Origin of the sequence: Aeromonas sp. R1-1, assembly GCF_040908495.1 — a bacterium.
Classification (GTDB): domain Bacteria; phylum Pseudomonadota; class Gammaproteobacteria; order Enterobacterales; family Aeromonadaceae; genus Aeromonas; species Aeromonas veronii.
The window spans coordinates 18883-37694 of the sequence record NZ_JBFODV010000298.1 but is presented as its reverse complement, the minus strand read 5'-3'; the positions used below and the strand labels follow the sequence as shown (position 1 = coordinate 37694).

At 57.5% G+C, this 18812-nt stretch carries 17 protein-coding genes; 11 read left to right on the top strand and 6 right to left on the bottom strand.

Going from position 1 to position 18812, the window contains the following annotated elements:
* The 3 genes from AB5Y92_RS20525 to AB5Y92_RS20515 all read left to right on the top strand — a co-directional run.
* Positions 1-3613, top strand: a 3613-nt coding sequence (locus AB5Y92_RS20525; RefSeq protein ID WP_368227517.1) for a type I secretion C-terminal target domain-containing protein, incomplete at its 5' end; no start/stop codon positions are given.
* Between the two features lie 86 nt (positions 3614-3699).
* A complete protein-coding gene (locus AB5Y92_RS20520) occupies positions 3700-4260 on the top strand; it encodes a hypothetical protein (protein ID WP_139400989.1) in 561 nt (186 codons plus the stop codon).
* A gap of 56 nt (positions 4261-4316) precedes the next feature.
* Positions 4317-5033, top strand: a complete 717-nt coding sequence (locus AB5Y92_RS20515; RefSeq protein WP_368227515.1) for an SIMPL domain-containing protein — start codon at positions 4317-4319, stop codon at positions 5031-5033.
* Positions 5034-5169: 136 nt separating this feature from the next.
* On the opposite strand, the gene ahpF is transcribed toward AB5Y92_RS20515, so the two are convergent.
* From ahpF to AB5Y92_RS20500, 3 genes are all read right to left on the bottom strand, one after another.
* Complete coding sequence (ahpF, locus tag AB5Y92_RS20510) at positions 5170-6750, bottom strand: alkyl hydroperoxide reductase subunit F (protein WP_368227513.1); 1581 nt, start codon at positions 6748-6750, stop codon at positions 5170-5172.
* A 123-nt stretch (positions 6751-6873) separates the two neighbouring features.
* Positions 6874-7440, bottom strand: a complete 567-nt coding sequence (gene ahpC, locus AB5Y92_RS20505) for an alkyl hydroperoxide reductase subunit C (RefSeq protein WP_005337335.1) — start codon at positions 7438-7440, stop codon at positions 6874-6876.
* 692 nt (positions 7441-8132) lie between these two features.
* On the bottom strand, positions 8133-8579 hold the full coding sequence (locus AB5Y92_RS20500) for a CBS domain-containing protein (protein WP_368227512.1): 447 nt from the start codon (positions 8577-8579) through the stop codon (positions 8133-8135).
* A gap of 212 nt (positions 8580-8791) precedes the next feature.
* Between AB5Y92_RS20500 and queA the strand changes: the two genes are divergently transcribed.
* The 7 genes from queA to nlpI all read left to right on the top strand — a co-directional run bounded on the left by queA (position 8792) and on the right by nlpI (position 15757).
* Positions 8792-9844, top strand: a complete 1053-nt coding sequence (gene queA / locus AB5Y92_RS20495; protein WP_368227511.1) for a tRNA preQ1(34) S-adenosylmethionine ribosyltransferase-isomerase QueA — start codon at positions 8792-8794, stop codon at positions 9842-9844.
* Positions 9845-9918: 74 nt separating this feature from the next.
* Positions 9919-11055, top strand: a complete 1137-nt coding sequence (tgt, locus tag AB5Y92_RS20490; protein ID WP_005337329.1) for a tRNA guanosine(34) transglycosylase Tgt — start codon at positions 9919-9921, stop codon at positions 11053-11055.
* A 48-nt stretch (positions 11056-11103) separates the two neighbouring features.
* Positions 11104-11439 carry a preprotein translocase subunit YajC gene (gene yajC / locus AB5Y92_RS20485; protein WP_005337327.1) on the top strand — a complete coding sequence of 112 codons (336 nt, stop codon included), beginning with the start codon at positions 11104-11106 and terminating at the stop codon, positions 11437-11439.
* An 18-nt stretch (positions 11440-11457) separates the two neighbouring features.
* Positions 11458-13311 carry a protein translocase subunit SecD gene (gene secD / locus AB5Y92_RS20480; RefSeq protein WP_005337324.1) on the top strand — a complete coding sequence of 618 codons (1854 nt, stop codon included), beginning with the start codon at positions 11458-11460 and terminating at the stop codon, positions 13309-13311.
* Between the two features lie 10 nt (positions 13312-13321).
* Positions 13322-14269, top strand: coding sequence for a protein translocase subunit SecF (gene secF / locus AB5Y92_RS20475; RefSeq protein ID WP_368227509.1), 948 nt, complete (start codon positions 13322-13324; stop codon positions 14267-14269).
* 84 nt (positions 14270-14353) lie between these two features.
* The gene (locus AB5Y92_RS20470) at positions 14354-14722 is read left to right on the top strand and encodes a rhodanese-like domain-containing protein (RefSeq protein ID WP_019446086.1); all 369 of its coding nucleotides are present in this window, start codon (positions 14354-14356) and stop codon (positions 14720-14722) included.
* A 90-nt stretch (positions 14723-14812) separates the two neighbouring features.
* Positions 14813-15757, top strand: a complete 945-nt coding sequence (nlpI, locus tag AB5Y92_RS20465; RefSeq protein WP_368227508.1) for a lipoprotein NlpI — start codon at positions 14813-14815, stop codon at positions 15755-15757.
* Positions 15758-15820: 63 nt separating this feature from the next.
* Here nlpI and AB5Y92_RS20460 read toward each other — a convergent pair whose 3' ends face one another.
* The gene (locus AB5Y92_RS20460) at positions 15821-16693 is read right to left on the bottom strand and encodes a U32 family peptidase (RefSeq protein ID WP_368227507.1); all 873 of its coding nucleotides are present in this window, start codon (positions 16691-16693) and stop codon (positions 15821-15823) included.
* An 11-nt stretch (positions 16694-16704) separates the two neighbouring features.
* Positions 16705-17700: a peptidase U32 family protein gene (locus tag AB5Y92_RS20455; protein ID WP_042080116.1), complete on the bottom strand. Its 996-nt coding sequence runs from the start codon at positions 17698-17700 to the stop codon at positions 16705-16707.
* 189 nt (positions 17701-17889) lie between these two features.
* Here AB5Y92_RS20455 and AB5Y92_RS20450 point away from each other — a divergent pair, with 189 nt between their 5' ends.
* Positions 17890-18423 carry an SCP2 domain-containing protein gene (locus AB5Y92_RS20450; RefSeq protein WP_005344837.1) on the top strand — a complete coding sequence of 178 codons (534 nt, stop codon included), beginning with the start codon at positions 17890-17892 and terminating at the stop codon, positions 18421-18423.
* On the opposite strand, the gene AB5Y92_RS20445 is transcribed toward AB5Y92_RS20450, so the two are convergent.
* Positions 18376-18792, bottom strand: coding sequence for a hypothetical protein (locus tag AB5Y92_RS20445; protein WP_005351023.1), 417 nt, complete (start codon positions 18790-18792; stop codon positions 18376-18378). The genes AB5Y92_RS20450 and AB5Y92_RS20445 overlap by 48 nt on opposite strands.
* Between the last annotated feature and the right edge of the window lie 20 nt (positions 18793-18812).

The window sequence follows — 18812 nt, the reverse complement described above, 5'->3', positions numbered from 1 at the left end:
GCTGGTCGCCACGGCGGAGGATGGCGATGGCGACACGGCCGAAGCGGAGTACGACCTGAGCAACGCGCTGTACTTCGAGGACGATGGTCCGAGCACTAGCACTAATGCCACAGTACAGTTGGATGATGACGCCTTAGCTGGCGGCATAGCGGGCGGTCCTGAGGGCACCGATGACGCCGACGCGGTGAATGATGGCGGCATTCTCGCTCACAGCTTCGGTGCTGACGGTGTTGGCACGGTTAAATGGCTGGATTCAGGAGAACCAGCAGGTTTCACCTACCACGCAAGCGTGGATGGCTCGCAACTGCTGGTCAAACAAGGCACTACCACTGTGCTGACACTGACGCTGAACAGCGCCACGGGTGCCTATACCGTGACTCAGAATGCCCCGATCCTGCACGTTAACGCCGATCTGGAGAACAACCAGCCGTTCACCCTGACTTATCAGGTTACCGACAAGGATGGTGACACCGTCAAGGGTACGCTGACCGTCAATGTCGATGATGATACGCCGGTAGCCCAGAACGACGCGGCCATCGTTGCCGAGTCCAGCGGCAAGGACTTCAACGTCGCGTTCGTGCTGGATTCCAGCGGCAGTATCAACGGTACCGAGTTCGCCACCATGATGGCGGCTGTGCGGGCGGCGGGAGAGGCGCTGTTCAATGGCACCGACGGTTCTGTACAGATCACCATCGTGGCCTTCTCCACAGGCGCTACCTCTTACACGGCGGTCAGTTCGCTGGCGGCCTTCGAGTCGCTGGTCGACAACATCCTGGCCAACCGTCCGTTCAACGACAATACCAACTTCACGGCGGCGGTTGAGCAGACCATGGATGTCTACGACCCGATCCCGGGTTGGAGCAACCAGGTATTCTTCATCAGTGACGGCAATCCGAACGTCGATACTGGTGTGAACAACTCGTTGCAGAGTGGCACGGCGACGGATTGGAACAACTTCATCGACAACAACGGTATCAACGTCACCACCATTGGGGTGGGTAACGGTATCAATAGCACGCGCCTGCAGAACGTCGATCTGGACGGCAGCGGCTCGCCGATTTTGGTGGCCGACTTCGATGATCTTATCGATACCTTGCTTGGCCAGATCTCCGGAAATGTGGTCGGCGGCAATGTGCTTCTCGGTAACGACAATGTCGTGGGCGGAGGGGATGACGATGCCTATGGTGCCGACGGCGCTGGGCGGGTGCTGTCGATCGAGATCGATGGGGTGACCTACACCTGGAACGGCGGGGGCATCATCGCGGTGAGTACTGGCGGTAGCATCGCCGGTAGCCAGTTGAACAGCATCCTCACCGATCTGGGCGGCAAGCTGAGCTTCAACTTCGCCGACGGGACCTGGAGTTACACGGCCCCGCAGAGCGTTCCGTCGGATACCAGCGAGAGCTTCGACTACGTGATCATCGACAAGGACGGCGACCCGTCGCCGGCCACGCTGACGGTCAATATCGAGGATGCTGCACCGGTGATCGGCAGGGTGGACGAGGACGAACTGCCCGGTGGTATTACCGATAACGATCTGCAGATCACGGTTGCCACCGGCAGCCTGACCGAGCTCCTGATCGGCAACGATCCCGCCACCTTCAGCCTGCAGAGCTCGCCGGCGTTCCTGCCGACCCTGACCTCCGATGGGGTGGCCGTCACCTACAACGTCGTCGGCAATACCCTGACGGCGATGGCGGGCGCGGCCACCATCTTCACCCTGGTGGTGCATGCCAATGGCGCATATACCTTCACGCTCAGCGGCCCGCTGGATCATCCGCTGGCCAACGGCAACGACAACGAAATCCTCACGCTGAACCTGACCGAGGCAGTCCAGGCCACCTACGGTGGTAATCCGGTGCCGCTGGCCGGTGATCTGCTGATCCAGGTCGAGGACGACGTGCCAGCGATCCTGGCAACCTCGAACCTGGTGTACTCCAACAGTGGCAACCCGGGTGGAGCTACCGGGGTGTTCGACTACAGCACCGGTGCAGACACTCGTGGCAGCGGCCCCTTCAGTGCGGCGGACTCGGACTTCAAGTCCATCACGCTGACGGGCAATGTGGGCGGCACGGCGATTAGCTCGCAGTCGGTCACCTGGGTGTCGGAGAACGCCACCACGGCGACCTTCGATATCGAGTTCGACTACGCGCCAAACCCGGCCAAGCCCGGCGTCAAGGAAGAGGCTACGGGTACGCTGACCTTCGACAAGGTGAACGGCACTTACACGGTGACCCTGGACGGGCCGATCGAGGGCTTCCAGGTGCTGAAAACCAGCGCTTCGCTGGGTATCACGGGCTATGTTCCGGATGGAAGCACGGTGGATACCACCAATCCGGAGGTGGCGGTTTCTCAGCTGGCCACTGACTTCTTCGTACAGTTCAGGAGCTACGCCGAGACTGGTGGTGGCACGTATAGCAACAATCTGCAGACGGGAGGCTCGGACACCAACGTCTTCGTCAATGGTGAGACCTTCACCCAGACAGGCTCCTACGTCACGCTCTCCAACAGCGCGAACGGGGTAGCGGGCGACACCATCGGCAAGGGTGAAGTACTGGACCTGAACTTCTATACCTCCAACCCGACCGGCAACCTCGGGCTGACCCCGACAGGCCGTGCTGATGGCGTCTATCTGAAGTTCGATGGCATCGACAATGATGATGATCTGGTGATCGTGTTGAAGCTGGTCGGAGCCGAAGGTGTTACCACCACCAGGGCTCTGGTCGTCAGCAACAGCGATATCTACCGCAATTCCAGCGGCGCAACGGCGCTGGCGGCCCTAGCCGTCTATGGCATCACCCTGGACAACAACGATGGTGCGATCGTCATCGAGAGCAATGACTACAACGCCCCCGGTGAGAGCTGGCAGGTCTACGGGGCGCAAGTCCTGACGTCGGTTGAGGGAATCACCAGCAGCGTCGCGATCAACTACGACCGCGACTTCAATGATGGCTTTGATAACCTCACCAACTTCGACAACCAAAGCGACAACGATGTGGTCAAGGTTTCCGATATCGGCTTCATCAAGACCCAGACCACCACCGTGGCTGCAAACCTCGACTTCCAGGTGGTAGTGCAGGATGCCGACAACGATGCCACTTCGAGCATGAACCTGCATGTAACCATTGAAGCTGGCTCCAGCTTAACCGGGTCAGCGTTGGCGGATGTGATTCAGGGTGGTGAAGGGAACGACACGCTCTCTGGTTTGGCTGGGGACGATATGCTGATTGGTGGACTGGGCAATGACATTCTGATCGGTGGTTTGGGTAGCGATACCTTTAAGTGGCAGGCGGGTGATGCGGATGGCAGTACCGACAGCATAACAGACTTCACTCTGGGTAGAACGGCCAGCGGTGGCGATGTGCTGGATCTGTCTGATCTGCTGGTTGGCGTACCAGCGCTGGGGGACAATGAAGACTTGGCAGCCGTGCTGATCAACTATCTGCAGTTCAACACGACGACCAAGACGTTGACGATAGATCCTGCCGGGGCCGGTGGGAGCCCGGAACTGACCATCCAGTTCCAGAACTCACTCGACCTTGCCTCACTGGGCTCCAATCAGGAGATCATCAAGCACTTGCTGGATGACGGTAACTTGAAGGTTGATCCGTAACCTTGTCTTGGGGCCGGGCTTGCCTGGCCCCTGTTTTTTCCCCAAGGGGATGGATAAGATAGCGGTAGTAGATGAGAGGGGTAATCATGCAGTCATTCAACTGGGTCGACATTGATGGCATCCGTTATAGCTGGGATGGGCAGGGGAACATTACCTGCGCAGGCCAGTTTGGCTATCAGGCCTCGATCGAGGGGGATCGGCTGGATGGGATGGAGATTGAGAATGAGGCCGGTGATGTAGCGGGCTCGCTCTATGTTGATTTCGCTACGGCCTCTATCACTTATGTGCCGGTCATGGATACCGAGTCTGCCCATAACATGATTTTGGTTGGCCATCATCAGGGTCAGCAGGAGTATCCGCTGGCCAGTTTTCACTCTCCGTTGTTGCAAGATTTGCTAGGGCCATCTGATACCATCCCTTGGTCTGCGATGGAGAAGGATAGTGGTGGCACCAATATCGGACAGGCGGTGCAAGGACACGTTCTGTCGTGGGATTCGTTCCATTTCGATGATGAGGTGTTGGTCTGTGGCGCGGCTCCTGCGCTGGATATGGCAAACCAGAGCCAGGATCCCGGCAGCATGGTCACCATTAGTCTCGATCTGACCAATCAGATACTGGATCAGCTCCCCCCCTTGCACGATATATGAATCCCGTAGCTGCACGGGCATAATGGCCTCAATCTTTCCGATTGAGGTTTTTTTCTATGTGGCGTCCCCTTCTTACTCTTTCCGCTCTGGTTGTCAGTGCTCCGCTGCTGGCGATTGAAGTGCCGCAAGCGCCCCATCTGGTGGTGAGCGGTTATGCCGAGCAGAAGACCGAACCCGATATGCTGACCCTCAATGTGGCGGTGAGTGCACTGGATAAGCAGGGCCTCAAGGCCAAGCAGCAGGTCGATACCAAGGTTGCAGCCTTTTTCAGCCAACTGGAAGGGTTGGGGATCAAGCGCAGCGATGTTGAGGCTGGCAACCTGATGGTCTCGCCGGAATATCAGTATGGTGAAAATAAGAAGCCGGTATTGTTGGGGTATCGTGCTCAGCGACAATTGGCGGTGAAGCTCGATCAGCTCGACAAGTTGAGCCCCCTGATGGATACCGCACTCAAAGCCGGGCTGGAGTCTGTATCCCAGATTGAATACGGGTTGAAATCGCCGCAGGTCATCAAGGAGCAGGCCCGTCTGAATGCCGTTGAGGATGCCAAAATCAAGGCTGAATCTCTGGCCAAGGCGTTCGGGATGAAGCTTGGCAAGGTCTACAGTGTGGAGTACCGCAATGCTTCGCCCATTACCGCCTACAGCCGCAACCTGAAAGTGGTGCAGGCCATGGCGATGGCTGCTCCTGCGGCGGATATGGCGGACAACAGCTATCAACAACAGCAGATCACGGTAAGTGATAATATCGAGGCTGTTTTCTTGCTGGAGTGATGCCCGTCGTTTAAGTCCAGTCATGAACAACCCCGCCATTTGCTGCGGGGTTTTTATTGCGCATCGATGCAGATATAAAAAAGCCGACGCTCGTGTTTACTTAATCGAGCGTCGGCTTTTTGTTGCGCTGGGTTTATCAGGCGGTCACAGCATCAGCCTGGGTCGCTTCAGGAGCTGGGTTGCGGATGAGGTAATCAAACGCACCCAGTGCGGCGGTGGCGCCAGCACCCATGGAGATGATGATCTGCTTGAACGGTACCGTGGTGGCATCCCCTGCGGCGTAGACGCCGGGCAGGGAGGTCGCCCCTTTGGTATCGATCTCGATCTCGCCAAAGCGGGTCAGGGCTATCTCGCTCCCTTTGAGGAACTCGGTGTTCGGTACCAGGCCGATCTGGACGAAGATACCCGCCACCGCCAGGTGTTTGATCTCACCTGTGGTGCGATCTTCGTAGTCCATACCGACCACCTTGCTTCCATCACCTATCACTTCGGTGGTGCGAGCGCTCATGATGATGTCGATATTGCCCATGGAGCGAGCCTTCTTCTGCAGTACTTCATCGGCACGCAGGGTGTCGGCGAACTCCACCACAGTCACATGCTCGACGATGCCAGCCAAGTCGATCGCTGCCTCGATGCCGGAGTTACCGCCCCCGATCACCGCAACCCGTTTGCCCTTGAAGAAGGGGCCATCACAGTGCGGGCAGTAGGCCACGCCCTTGGTGCGGTACTCGAGCTCGCCCGGCACGTTCAGGTCACGCCAGCGGGCACCGGTCGCCAGGATCACGGCGCGGCTCTTCAAGGTGGCGCCAGAGGCGAGATCCACATTGACGTAGCCATCCTTGCTGATGGCGGCGGCGCGCTGTTCGGTTATCACTTCCACGCCGTACTGCTTGACGTGCTGCTCCAGGCTCGCAGCCAGTTTGGGGCCTTCGGTGTAGGGCACGGAGATGAAGTTCTCGATGCCGACGGTGTCCATCACCTGACCACCGAAACGCTCGGCAACGATGGCAGTGCGAATGCCTTTACGAGCGGCATAGATGGCCGCTGCGGCGCCAGCCGGGCCACCGCCTACCACCAGTACATCGTAGGGAGCTTTCTCATTCAGCTCGGCGGCTTTGCGCTCGGCGGCACCGGTGTCGAGTTTGGCGACGATCTCTTCCAGCGAGATCCGCCCTTGGCTGAACGGTTGGCCGTTCAGGTAGACATTCGGTACTGCCATGATTTGACGCTCGGCGACTTCTTCCTGGAACAGGGCGCCATCGATCATGGTGTGAGTGATGCCGGGGTTCAGGGTCGCCATCAGGTTGAGAGCCTGTACTACGTCCGGGCAGTTGTGGCAGGAGAGGGAGATATAGGTCTCGAAGTGGAACTCGCCCTTGAGATTGCGGATCTGCTCCTGCACGGTTGCATCGGCCTTGGAGGGGTGGCCGCCGCTTTGCAGCAGGGCGAGCACCAGAGAGGTAAATTCATGACCCATGGGGATGCCGGCAAAGTGAACGCGCGGGGCTTGGCCCTGCGGCGCGACACTCATGGAAGGCTTGCGAGCGGCAGTGCCAGAGGTCTGGATGATCTTGGGGGACATCTCGGCGATCTCGCTGGCCAGTGCCAGCAGCTCTGCAGATTTGTCGCTGTCGTTGCCGGACACGCTGATCTCGATGGGATTGACGATGTACTGCAGATAGGTGTTCAGCTGTTGTTTGAGGTTGGTATCCAACATGGTCGAATTCCTTCTTGTAATGGCGAGTTGGCATTAAATGTGAGTCGGTCTGCTTTCAGGCCTATTTGGCAATGCCGGAAAGCAGACCGGCCCTTATGCGGGCCGGTCTTGGAAGCGGGAGGCTTAGATCTTGCCTACCAAGTCCAGGGACGGGGCCAGAGTGGCTTCGCCTTCTTTCCATTTAGCCGGGCACACTTCACCCGGGTGGGAGGCAACGTACTGGGCCGCTTTAACTTTGCGCAGCAGTTCCAGTGCGTCACGGCCGATGCCGCCAGCGTTGATCTCGACGATCTGGATGATGCCCTGCGGGTCAATCACGAAGGTACCGCGGTCAGCCAGACCGGCTTCTTCGATCATCACACCGAAGTTGCGGGTGATGGTACCAGTCGGGTCACCAATCATCGGGTACTGGATCTTCTGGATGGTGTCAGAAGTGTCGTGCCATGCTTTGTGAGTGAAGTGGGTATCGGTAGAGACAGAGTAGATCTCGACGCCCAGTTTCTGGAATTCAGCGTAGTTGTCAGCCAGGTCGCCCAGCTCGGTCGGGCAAACGAAGGTGAAGTCAGCCGGGTAGAAGAAGACCACGGACCACTTGCCTTTCAGGTCAGCGTCAGACACCTGAACGAATTTGCCATTGTGGTAGGCGGTAGCATTGAACGGCTTGATTTCAGTGTTGATGTAGGTAGACATGTAATTGCTCCTTGGTGATGTACATATGCCGGTCTGGTGTTGAAGAGTCTTGCCAGACGAGGCGCTTAACTTTCGATAGATTCATCATAGGGGCTTCCGCTAATCGATAAAAGCCGCAATTTTGAATCGCTTAAATCTACTTATTAGATAGCTCACTATGGCTGTACCTAACATGAATATCTCTGGCCTACTGAGATAACTCCTTGTCGTGGTTCAATATCTGTGCGCTACATCGTCTTTTCAAGGCATGAGAAGGGGTGTGCAGAGCCACGATGACGCGATGAGATAAACGGTGGAGCAAACAGGTGGCGCAGGAGATTGAGGCCGCTGCTCGCAGCGAAGGGGGATGTGCTGACAAGGGGGAGAGCAGAAAACGCGGATAAAAAAATCCCGGCGCTATCGCAACGACAGGGCCGGGTCATCAAACAAGGAATGGCTATATAAACAAATGCTTTACAGCAAAGACTAACTACGGGGTGTGCAAACTTGCAGACATATGAGAGGAAGATAATGGGTGCACAATCCCTCGTCTCCCTCTCGGCAACTATTGCATGAGAGGGATGATAGTGTGACGCAGATCACAAGGCAAGTATTTGGTGTAATTTTTCAATCAAAATGAAAGTGTTTCATCATTTCAGCTTATTTTGACGGCTGAAAACGCTTTTATTGTAATTTAATTACAGATTGTTCTGTCAAAAGTCGATAGGTGGTTCCTGCTCTTCCATCAATTCCAGCAGGTTGATGGCCACGGCAATAAAGTCCGACTCGGTGACAATGCCGATCAGCTTGCGTCCTTTGAGTACCGGCAGGCAGCCATATCTGTGCCGCTGCAGGTAAAGTGCCGCCTCCTTGATGCCGGCGTGAGGATCTACGCTCGCCACTTGCCGTGTCATGATCTCGTCGAGTTGTACGCTGTCGGTAAATTCGGCTTCCCGCTCCGGGCTGATGAGCAGCAGCTTGGATTCCCGGGTGGCCAGGATATCGGTGAGGGTTACCAGCCCCAGCAGGTAGTGCTGCTCGTCGACGATGGGAATGTGGCGGATCCGCTCCTGCTGCATCAGGTCCATCGCCTGTTTGACACTGTTTGACGGACCCAGAGTGAAGGGATGATCGGTCATGATTTCGGATAGGGTCATCATGGTGGGCCTCCTTGTGTATCTGCTTTCACCCTAGCCCAGCCCCAACTGGCAAAACATGATCAGGGTCAATACAGAACATTAAAGAATCATTAACCGGATGTGTGTCTCAATATTGCTCGCTACCCCTTGTCTCTCTTGGGTTTTTGGTCTTTTGGGTTGCCTTGGAAGATGGGGATAACTAGACTAGCCGCCGATTCCCCCCGAGGTGAAAGATGCAAGTATCCGATTTTCATTTTGATCTGCCAGACGAGCTGATTGCCCGCTATCCGATGGCAGAGCGTACCGCCAGCCGCCTGTTGCAGCTCGATGGTCAAACTGGCGCCCTGCGCCACGGTCAATTTGTGGATGTGCTGGATCAGCTCAATCCGGGTGACCTGCTGGTATTCAATAACACCCGTGTCATTCCGGCACGCATGTTTGGCCAGAAGGCCAGCGGCGGCAAGCTGGAGGTACTGGTCGAGCGCATTCTGGACGAGCACAGCGTGCTGGCCCATGTCCGGGCCTCCAAGGCGCCCAAGCCCGGCACCCGGATGATCATGGATGGTGGTGTGGAGGCAGAGATGCGTGCCCGCCACGACGCCCTGTTCGAGATCCACTTCCTCGACCCGCGTCCGGTGCTGGAGATTTTGGAGGCCATCGGCCACATGCCGCTGCCCCCCTATATCGACCGTCCCGACGAGGATGCCGACAAGGAGCGCTACCAGACCGTTTACAATCAGAAACCGGGCGCCGTCGCCGCGCCGACCGCCGGTCTGCACTTTGACGAGCCGCTGCTTGAGAAAATTCGGGCCAAAGGGATTGAAACGGCCTTCGTCACCCTGCATGTAGGGGCGGGGACCTTCCAGCCTGTGCGGGTTGAGAAGATTGAAGATCACCATATGCACTCCGAGTATGCGGAAGTGCCGCAAGAGGTGGTAGATGCCATCGCGGCCACCCGTGCCCGTGGTGGCCGGGTGATCGCGGTGGGGACCACGTCGGTGCGTTCGCTGGAGAGCGCGGCCAAGGTCACCCTGGCGCAGGGCAAACCGCTGGCGCCCTTCTTTAGTGACACCGATATCTTCATCTTCCCTGGCTATCAGTTCCAGATTGTCGATGCCATGGTCACCAACTTCCATCTGCCGGAGTCGACCCTGATCATGCTGGTCAGCGCCTTTGCCGGTTATGACAACGTGATGGCGGCCTATCAGGCAGCCGTGGCCGGGCAGTACCGTTTCTTCAGCTACGGGGACGCCATGTTCGTCACCCGTCGCCAGGTTGAAGCATAAGCTTCAGCTTATTTACCGGGCCGTGAGCGGCCCTTCTATTGTCAGACTGTTTATCTGACGCAGCCGAGGTAGCAATGAAATTTGAACTGAAAACCACCGACGGCCGTGCCCGTCGCGGTCAACTGGTCTTCGAACGTGGTGTGGTACAAACGCCGGCCTTTATGCCGGTCGGGACTTACGGCACCGTCAAGGGGATGACCCCTGAAGAAGTCCGTGAAACCGGCGCCCAGATCCTGCTGGGTAACACCTTCCACCTTTGGCTGCGCCCGGGTCAGGAAGTGATGCGTGCCCACGGCGATCTGCACGATTTCATGAACTGGCAGGGCCCGATCCTGACCGACTCCGGTGGTTTCCAGGTGTTCAGCCTGGGCCATATTCGCAAGATCACCGAAGCGGGTGTCCACTTCCGTCACCCGATCAATGGCGAGAAGATCTTCCTCGACCCCGAGAAGTCCATGGAGATCCAGTACGATCTGGGCTCCGACATCGTGATGATCTTCGACGAGTGCACCCCGTACCCGGCCACTTATGAAGAAGCGCGCAAGTCCATGGAGATGTCCCTGCGCTGGGGCAAGCGTTCCCGCGACAAGTTTGATGCGCTGGGTAACAAGAACGCCCTGTTCGGCATCATTCAGGGCTCGGTCTACGAAGATCTGCGGGATGTCTCCCTCAAGGGGCTGCTGGAGATCGGTTTCGATGGTTATGCGGTCGGTGGTCTGGCCGTGGGTGAACCCAAAGAGGACATGCACCGCATCCTCGAGCACGTCTGCCCGAAAATTCCGGCTGACAAGCCGCGCTACCTGATGGGTGTCGGCAAGCCGGAAGATCTGGTGGAAGGGGTGCGCCGTGGTATCGACATGTTCGACTGCGTCATGCCGACCCGCAACGCCCGCAACGGCCACCTGTTCACCACCGATGGCGTGGTGAAGATCCGCAATGCCCAGCACCGCAACGACACCAGCACCCTGGATGCCGAATGCGATTGCTACACCTGCAAGAACTACAGCCGTAGCTACCTGCACCATCTGGACAAGTGCAACGAGATCCTCGGTGCCCGTCTGAATACGATTCATAACCTGCGTTATTACCAACGCGTGATGCAGGGTTTGCGGGACGCGATCGAGCAGGGTAAATTAGACGACTTTGTAACAGAGTTTTACCGTCGGCAAGGGAAGCCTGTGCCTCCGTTAGCTGAAAATGACGTTAAATAACAACATATAATTTTGTTTTTTAAATCTACATCAATAAGAGGTTGTTAAATGAGCATTATCTCCAAGGCGTATGCAGAAGGCGCAGCACCGGGTGCACAGGGTGGTGGTATGGAAATGATCATCATGCTGGCCGTATTCGGCCTGATCTTCTACTTCATGATCTATCGTCCCCAGGCCAAACGTGCCAAGGATCACCGCAATCTGATGAGCTCCTTGTCCAAGGGTGATGAAGTGCTCACTTCCGGTGGCCTGGTTGGCAAAATTGCCAAAGTGGCTGCAGACAGCGATTACCTGGTGATCGCCCTGAACGACCAGACTCAAGTCACCATCAAAAAGGACTTCGTCTCTGCCGTTCTGCCCAAGGGTTCTATCCAGTCCCTTTAATCTCCCAAGGAGCACAGCGTGTTGAATCGCTATCCGCTGTGGAAATACCTGATGGTGATCCTGGTGATCGCCATCGGTTTTCTATATGCAGCCCCCAATCTTTACGGCGAAGATCCGGCTTTGCAGGTTTCTGCCAGCCGTGGTGCCGAAGTCAAGCTAGATACTCTTGATCTGGTGAAAGAGACCCTTGAAGCGGCCAAGATCCCGGTCAAACATGCTGCATTCGAGCACGGTTTTATCCTGATCCGTTTCAAGAACACTGAAGACCAGCTGAAGGCGCGCGATATCGTTGCCAACAAGCTGGGCGACAACTTCATTACCGCACTCAACCTGGCACCTTCCACTCCCGCCTGGCTCGAAGCCATCGGTGCGGCGCCTCTGAAGCTGGGTCTTGATCTGCGCGGTGGTGTGCACTTCCTGATGGAAGTGGACATGGCCGAAGCACTGACCAAGCAGCAAGAGCAGATGGTGCAGGATTTCCGCTCCGAGCTGCGCACCCAGAAGATCCGTTACTCCGGCGTGCGCCGGGTCGGTGATCAGGTGCAGGTGATCTTCCGTGACGAAGCCGATCAGGAACGCGCCGTTTCTCATCTGCGTCGTCAGAACCCTGATTTGACCTTCACTACCGAGCAGAAAGGGGATGAGTTCATCCTGCTGGCTGGTCTGAGCGAAGCCAAGATTAAGGAAGTGAAGAAGTACGCCCTCGAGCAGAACATCACCATCATCCGTAACCGGGTCAACGAACTGGGTGTGGCCGAGCCGCTGGTACAACAGCAAGGCGCCGAGCGCATTGTCGTTGAACTGCCCGGTATTCAGGATACCGCCCGCGCCAAGGAGATCCTGGGGGCAACCGCGACCCTGGAATTCCACATGGTCGATGAGACAGCCGACATCCAGGCTGCGGCCGACGGCCGTGTCCCGCCCAGCTCCAAGGTCTACAACGATCGCAACGGTCGCCCTGTGGTGCTGCAAAAGCGGGTGATCCTGACCGGTGACCACATCGTGGGTGCCCAGTCCGGTTTCGACGAGTACAGCCGTCCCCAGGTCAACATCAAGCTGGATGGCCAGGGTGGCAACAAGATGGCCAACTTTACCAAGGACAACGTCGGTAAAGGGATGGCGACCGTCTTCATCGAGTACAAGCCGGTCGGTCAACCGGGTCCGGATGGCAAGCGCAAGTTCCGCAAGCAGGAGGAGGTGATCAACGTCGCCACCATCCAGTCGCGTCTTGGCAGCCAGTTCCGTATCACAGGTATCGACAATGCCAACGAAGCCCACAACCTGGCGCTGCTGCTGCGTGCCGGTGCTCTGATCGCCCCGATCCAGATCGTGGAAGAGCGCACCATTGGCCCGAGCCTGGGTCAACAGAACATCGACAGCGGTATGGAAGCCATCGGCTGGGCCATGCTGGTGATCGTGCTGTTCATGGGGATCTACTACCGCGCGTTCGGCTGGGTGGCCAACCTGGCGCTCTGTATGAACCTGGTGTTGATTGTCGGCATCATGTCGATGATCCCGGGGGCCACCATGACCCTGCCGGGTATCGCCGGTATCGTCTTGACGCTGGGTATGGCGGTGGATGCCAACGTGCTGATCTACGAGCGTATTCGTGAAGAGATCCGCAACGGTCGTGGTGTTCAGCAAGCCATCCATCTGGGCTTTGATCGAGCATTCTCCACCATCGCCGACTCCAACGTGACCTCGCTGATCACCTGTGTGATCCTGTTCGGTATCGGCACCGGCGCCATCAAGGGCTTTGCCCTGACGCTGGGCATTGGTCTGACCGCCTCCATGTTTACTGCCATCACAGTTTCCCGTGCCATTATCAACCTGGCTTGGGGTGGACGGCGTATCGACAAGCTGCCCATCTGAGGATAGAGAAATGTTTCAGATTCTACATTTTGAAAAACCGATCCCGTTTATGCGCTATGCCAAGCCGGGTGTGGTTTTCTCTTCCGTGCTGATGGTGGTAGCCCTGTTCTTCCTGTTTGATCGGGGGCTGAACTGGGGTCTGGACTTTACCGGTGGTACCACCATCGAGGTGGGGTTCCAGCAGTCGGTGAGCCTGGACAAGATCCACGACGCTCTGGAAGAGCAGAAGATTGAAGGGGCAACCCTGCAACACTTTGGCTCCAGCCGTGACGTGCTGTTCCGCCTGACCCCGAAAGAGGGGGTCAAGGTAGAACAACAGGGTAACGAAGTGCTGGCGGCGGCCAAGCAGCTCGACGACGGCGCTGTGCTCAAACGCGTCGAGTTCGTCGGCCCTTCCGTGGGTGATGAACTGGCGACAGACGGTGCGCTGGCCATGCTGGCCTCCATCCTCTGTATCCTGGCCTACGTGGCAGTGCGTTTCGAATGGCGTCTGGCGCTGGGGGGCATTCTCTCCCTGGTGCACGACGTGGTGATCACGCTGGGTGTCTTTGCCTACTTCCAGTACGAGTTCGACCTGACCGTACTGGCGGCACTGATGACCCTGGTGGGTTACTCCCTGAACGATACCATCGTGGTGTTCGACCGCTTGCGGGAGAACTTCCGCAAGGTGCGTAAAGGGGATACCGAGTACATTCTGGATCTCTCCATGACCGAGACCCTGAGTCGTACCATCATCACCTCCGGCCTCACCTTTATCGTGGTGCTGGCGCTGCTGCTCAAGGGCGGTGCGCTGATCCACGGTTTTGCCGTGGCCATGGTGATCGGTGTGGCGTTCGGTACCTACTCCTCCATCTATGTGGCGAGTGCGTTTGCCATGTTCCTCGGCGTCAAGCGCGAGCACATGCTGCCCACCCAGGTAGAGAAAGAGGGTGCGGACCAACAGGAAATCCTGCCGTAATAGTGAAGAGCGCCTCATGGCGCTCTTTTCTAATCTCTGCGTGTCGTTTGCTGACGCACATGATTTAAACAACAGGAGTTTGTCATGCATCACAATCCCCGTTTTTTGGCGCTGGTTGACGGGATCCGCTCCCGCATCACCGAAACCGATGTTCACCAGATCAAGCGCTGGCAGGACGAAGGGCGCACGTTTCACCTGATCGACGTGCGGGAAGAGAGCGAGTGGGCCAAAGGCCATCTGCCCGGTGCCCGATATCTGGGTCGTGGCGTGATTGAGCGGGATATCGAGACCCAGTTCCCGGATCTCGAGACCGAGCTCTACCTCTATTGTGGTGGTGGTTTTCGCTCAATTCTGGCGGCGGACAACCTGCAACAGATGGGTTATCGCAAGGTGATCAGCGTCGACGGCGGGTTTCGCGGTTGGTGCGATGCCGGATACCCTGTCGAATCCTGATTTATTTGAGGTAGAGGGGCACAGCTACATGACAAAGCGGCAGTTGACCTTTACCATATGCGGGGTCAAGCGTAAGCGTCGGAGTGTTCATTGAACGTCAGGAAAGGGATTGGATACCTCCTCGGTATCCTGTTGTTGCTTCCCATGTGGGGTTGCAGCAGTAGCAGTCAGGTTAACACCCCCAAGGTTTCCAAGCCGCAGCCTGCTTCACTGGTGTTGGCGACCCCCCTGCAGGTCTCCTACCAGAGTGAGCTGGCGCTCGCCCGACTCGGGCAGATGCTCAGTGAAATGGAACTGACCACCGAGCAACGGGCAGAGTTGTTCTATGAGCGTGCCGTGGTGTTTGATCGGGTTGGTCTGCGTTCCCTCGCGCGGCTCGATTTCAACCGTGCCCTGCGGGAGAAACCGGATTTCGCCGAAGCCTACAACTTCATCGGCGTCTATCTGGTACAGCAGCAGAATTACGACGAAGCCTATGATGCGTTCGATTCCGCCCTCGAGCTGGCGCCGGACTATGACTATGCCTATCTCAACCGTGGCATCGCCCTCTATTACGGCAATCGTCCCGAACTGGCCGCGGCCGATATGAAGCGTTTCTATGAGGCGCAGCCGGAAGACCCCTATCGGGTGATCTGGCTCTATCTGGCCGAGCAGAAACTCGACCCGTCGGCCGCCATGAGCCGGATGCGCGAGCGTCTCAACAAGTACGATGACGATGCCTGGAACTGGGATCTGGTTCGCCTCTATACCGGCGAGCTCAACGCTTCCCAGCTGATGGGTAACGTGGTGAAAGGGGTGAAGGATAACCGGGAGCTTGCCGAGCGCCTGTGTGAAACCTACTTCTATCTGGGCAAGTTCGAGCTGGGCAAAGGTAACCGCAAGGAAGCCATCAGCTACTTCAAGCTGGCCTTATCTAACAACGTCTATGACTTCATCGAGCACCGCTATGCGCTGTTGGAGCTGGAGTTGATGGCGCGCAAGCCCTTGCCGCCAGGTGCCCAGAGCGCTCGTAACAAGGGGGATCAGCCCTACTGATCTACTGCCAGATAGTGATAAAAAGGCCTCTGATGAGGCCTTTTTGTTGGGCGAATGGCGGGTTTACTCCACCAGGCTCATGCCGGGGATCTGGCGCCAGTAGCCGTTGCAATCGCTTCCTTGCTGCAAGGGGAGGGGAGCCTGGCCCTGACGGTTGGCTTTGAAGCGGGCCAGCATCTCCAGCGTCTCCATCCCTTGCGGCGAAAGCCTGACCACATCTACCAGACCTTCCATACCAGCCAGCTCGTTACCTAGGTTGTAGCAGTAGCCGGACTGGGTCTGGATCCCGTTGAGATTGAACACCCGTTGCCCCTCGCGGCTGTTGGCCAGTCGTCCGGTGGGATAGTTGATGCAGGCGAGCTCGCAGTTGTCTTTCGGTTTGTCGAGGGAGCGGGCGGTGAAGCAGCGCGCCGAATAGGCGAGCGGCAGATGGCCGTAGGCAAACACCTCCACCTCAAATTGGTCGCGTAGGGGGCCCAGATCCTGATTGAGCTGGATCAGCCAGTCACGGGAGAGCTCCACCGGCATGACCCAGCGTTTCATCCCCTGTTTGAGCAACATGCGCAGCACATCGGCGTTATAGGCGTTGATGGCGGGGCCACAGACGAAGGGGATCCCTGCCTCCCAGGCGAGTTGCACCGTACCGAGATCGTTGGCTTCGACCATCAGATCGCCATTGTCGACCAGCCGCTTCACCTCCTTGAGTTCGGAGGGGGCGGAGATAAGGGCGAGGGTCGAGAGCACCACCTGCTTGTCGAAGCAGGCCATCTGACGGGCCAGCGCAATCCAGTCATCGACTTTGAGTTCGCGCCGCTTGCTGCAGACGGTCTCCCCCAGATAGATGATGTCGGCCTGACTGTCGGCGGCGGCATGGTAAAAGGCTTCGGTATCGGCTTTGGGCCAGTAGAAGAGCAGAGGCCCGAGAGAAAATTGCATGGGTGGACTCCTTATTGCCACTGACGATGGTAGGCGCCGAGGGTAGTCTGGCTACCTTCGGAGACGCGGGCTAGCTGGGCATCCCACTCAGCTTTGACCTGATAGGCCTCGGGATTGGCCTGATAGGCATCGATGGCCGCACGCCACACTCGGGTCACTTGCTCCACATAGGCGGGGCTGCGTTGGCGCCCTTCAATCTTGACCGACTGGATCCCGGTCTTGAACAGCTCGGGCAGGAGACCCAGGGTATTGAGACTGGTGGGCTCTTCCAGCGCGTGGTAGGTCTGGCCATCCACGTCGAAACGCCCCTTGCACAGGGTCGGATAGCCAGCATTTTCGCCCGGGCCATAGCGGTCGATCAGCACCTCGTTGAGCCGCGACTCGAGACCATTCGGGGTCTCTTCCCAACGGACGAACTTGGCCGGTGAGCAGGCGCCGACGGTGTTGGGACTCTCGCCAGTCATGTAGGAGGAGAGATAGCAGCGCCCCTCGGCCATAATGCAGAGGCTGCCAAAGGCGAATACCTCTAGGCCAACATCGGTCTCGCGGGCCAGCTGCTTGACCTGATGCATGGAGAGCACCCGGGGCAGCACCACCCGTGTGACATTGAATTGCTGCTGATAGAAGCGAATGGCGGCGGCATTGGTGGCGCTGGCCTGCACCGAGACATGGAGTTCCATCTCGGGGTAGTGGCGGCTGGCATATTCCAGCACGGCGAGATCGGCGATGATTAACGCATCGGCGCCGAGGGCCACCCCGCGATCAACCGCCTGTTTCCATCGAGTATCGGCCCCGGGATGGGCAAAGGTATTGATGGCAATATGCAGCTTGCGACCATGTTGATGCACATAATCCACCGCCTTCTCCAGTTTGCTGTCGGTAAAGTTGAGACCGGCAAAGTGGCGGGCATTGGTGTCATCCTTGAAACCGATATAAACGGCATCGGCCCCGTTATCCACGGCGGTTTTCAGTGCCGGCAAACTGCCTGCCGGACAGAGTAATTCCATTGGTACGCTCCGAGAGTGCATATGAAGGGCAAACGAGCCCTGATTGTATGCAGCCATGCACTCCCGCTTTTTGACCTGAGGCAGCTTTGTGTGGCTTTACCCTTCTTGAGGTAACCCTGCACAAGTTTGATTTCCAACAGGATCTTGACACTCTCCCTGTGTTTGAATGCGCAAAAAAGGGAGTCTATCGTGTTTCAACAACTGCAACGCCGCCTGGTCGAACAGGCTCCGCGCTTCTTGCGCCATCCCCTCAAGCTGGTTCCCTTCAATCTGCAAAAGCAGCTGATGGAGAGTTTGCTGGCCCGGGTTTTCAAAGAGGCTATCGAAGATGGCGATTTCGAGTTTCTGGCAGACAAGTGGCTGAAAGTCGAAGTCTCTGATCTGGAGCTGTGCTGGTTTATCAGTGAGCAGAATGGCCAGCTGGTGGTGGCTCGCGAGTGTGACAAGGCCGATGTCTGCTTCAGCGGTACCGCCAACGACCTGATCCTCATCGCTGGTCGCAAAGAGGATCCGGATTCGCTCTTTTTCCAGCGCAAGCTGAAGATAGAAGGGGATACCGAACTGGGCCTTGAGGTGAAAAACCTGATGGACAGTCTGGATCTCGATGGCTTGCCAAGCCTGATGAAGTATCCCCTGATGGATCTGGCGACGTTTATCGAACGCGCCCGCACCGAGTCAGCGCAGGCTCCGGTGCAGACGGCGCCGGGCGGGATCCCGTCTTAAGTGGACAATCACCCCATGGGCATGGCGACGATAATGGTGCCGTGCCCAGAGGCAGCGACAGGCCCACAGACAGGGCACCAAGGCGATGAGTGCCGCAGGGGCGGGCAGCTGTGACATGGCCAGCCCCGCAGCCAGCCAGATAAAGGGTTGCGCTTCATACAGCCACTCCGGCTGTAGCCAGCGTTTGCTCGGAAAGATAATCAGATCGGTACGTCGGTAGCTGGAGCGCATCATCCAGGTCACCGCTCCGGCGATAAACAGCAAGGCGCCTGCAAACCAGAGCAGGGGCTGTTCACTCAACGTAATAATGGCAATGGCTGCCAGCAGGTAGAGGCTGGGCAATCTCTCATAGATAAAGGGAGGAAGCATGGCGTGGTGTCTCCTGTGCC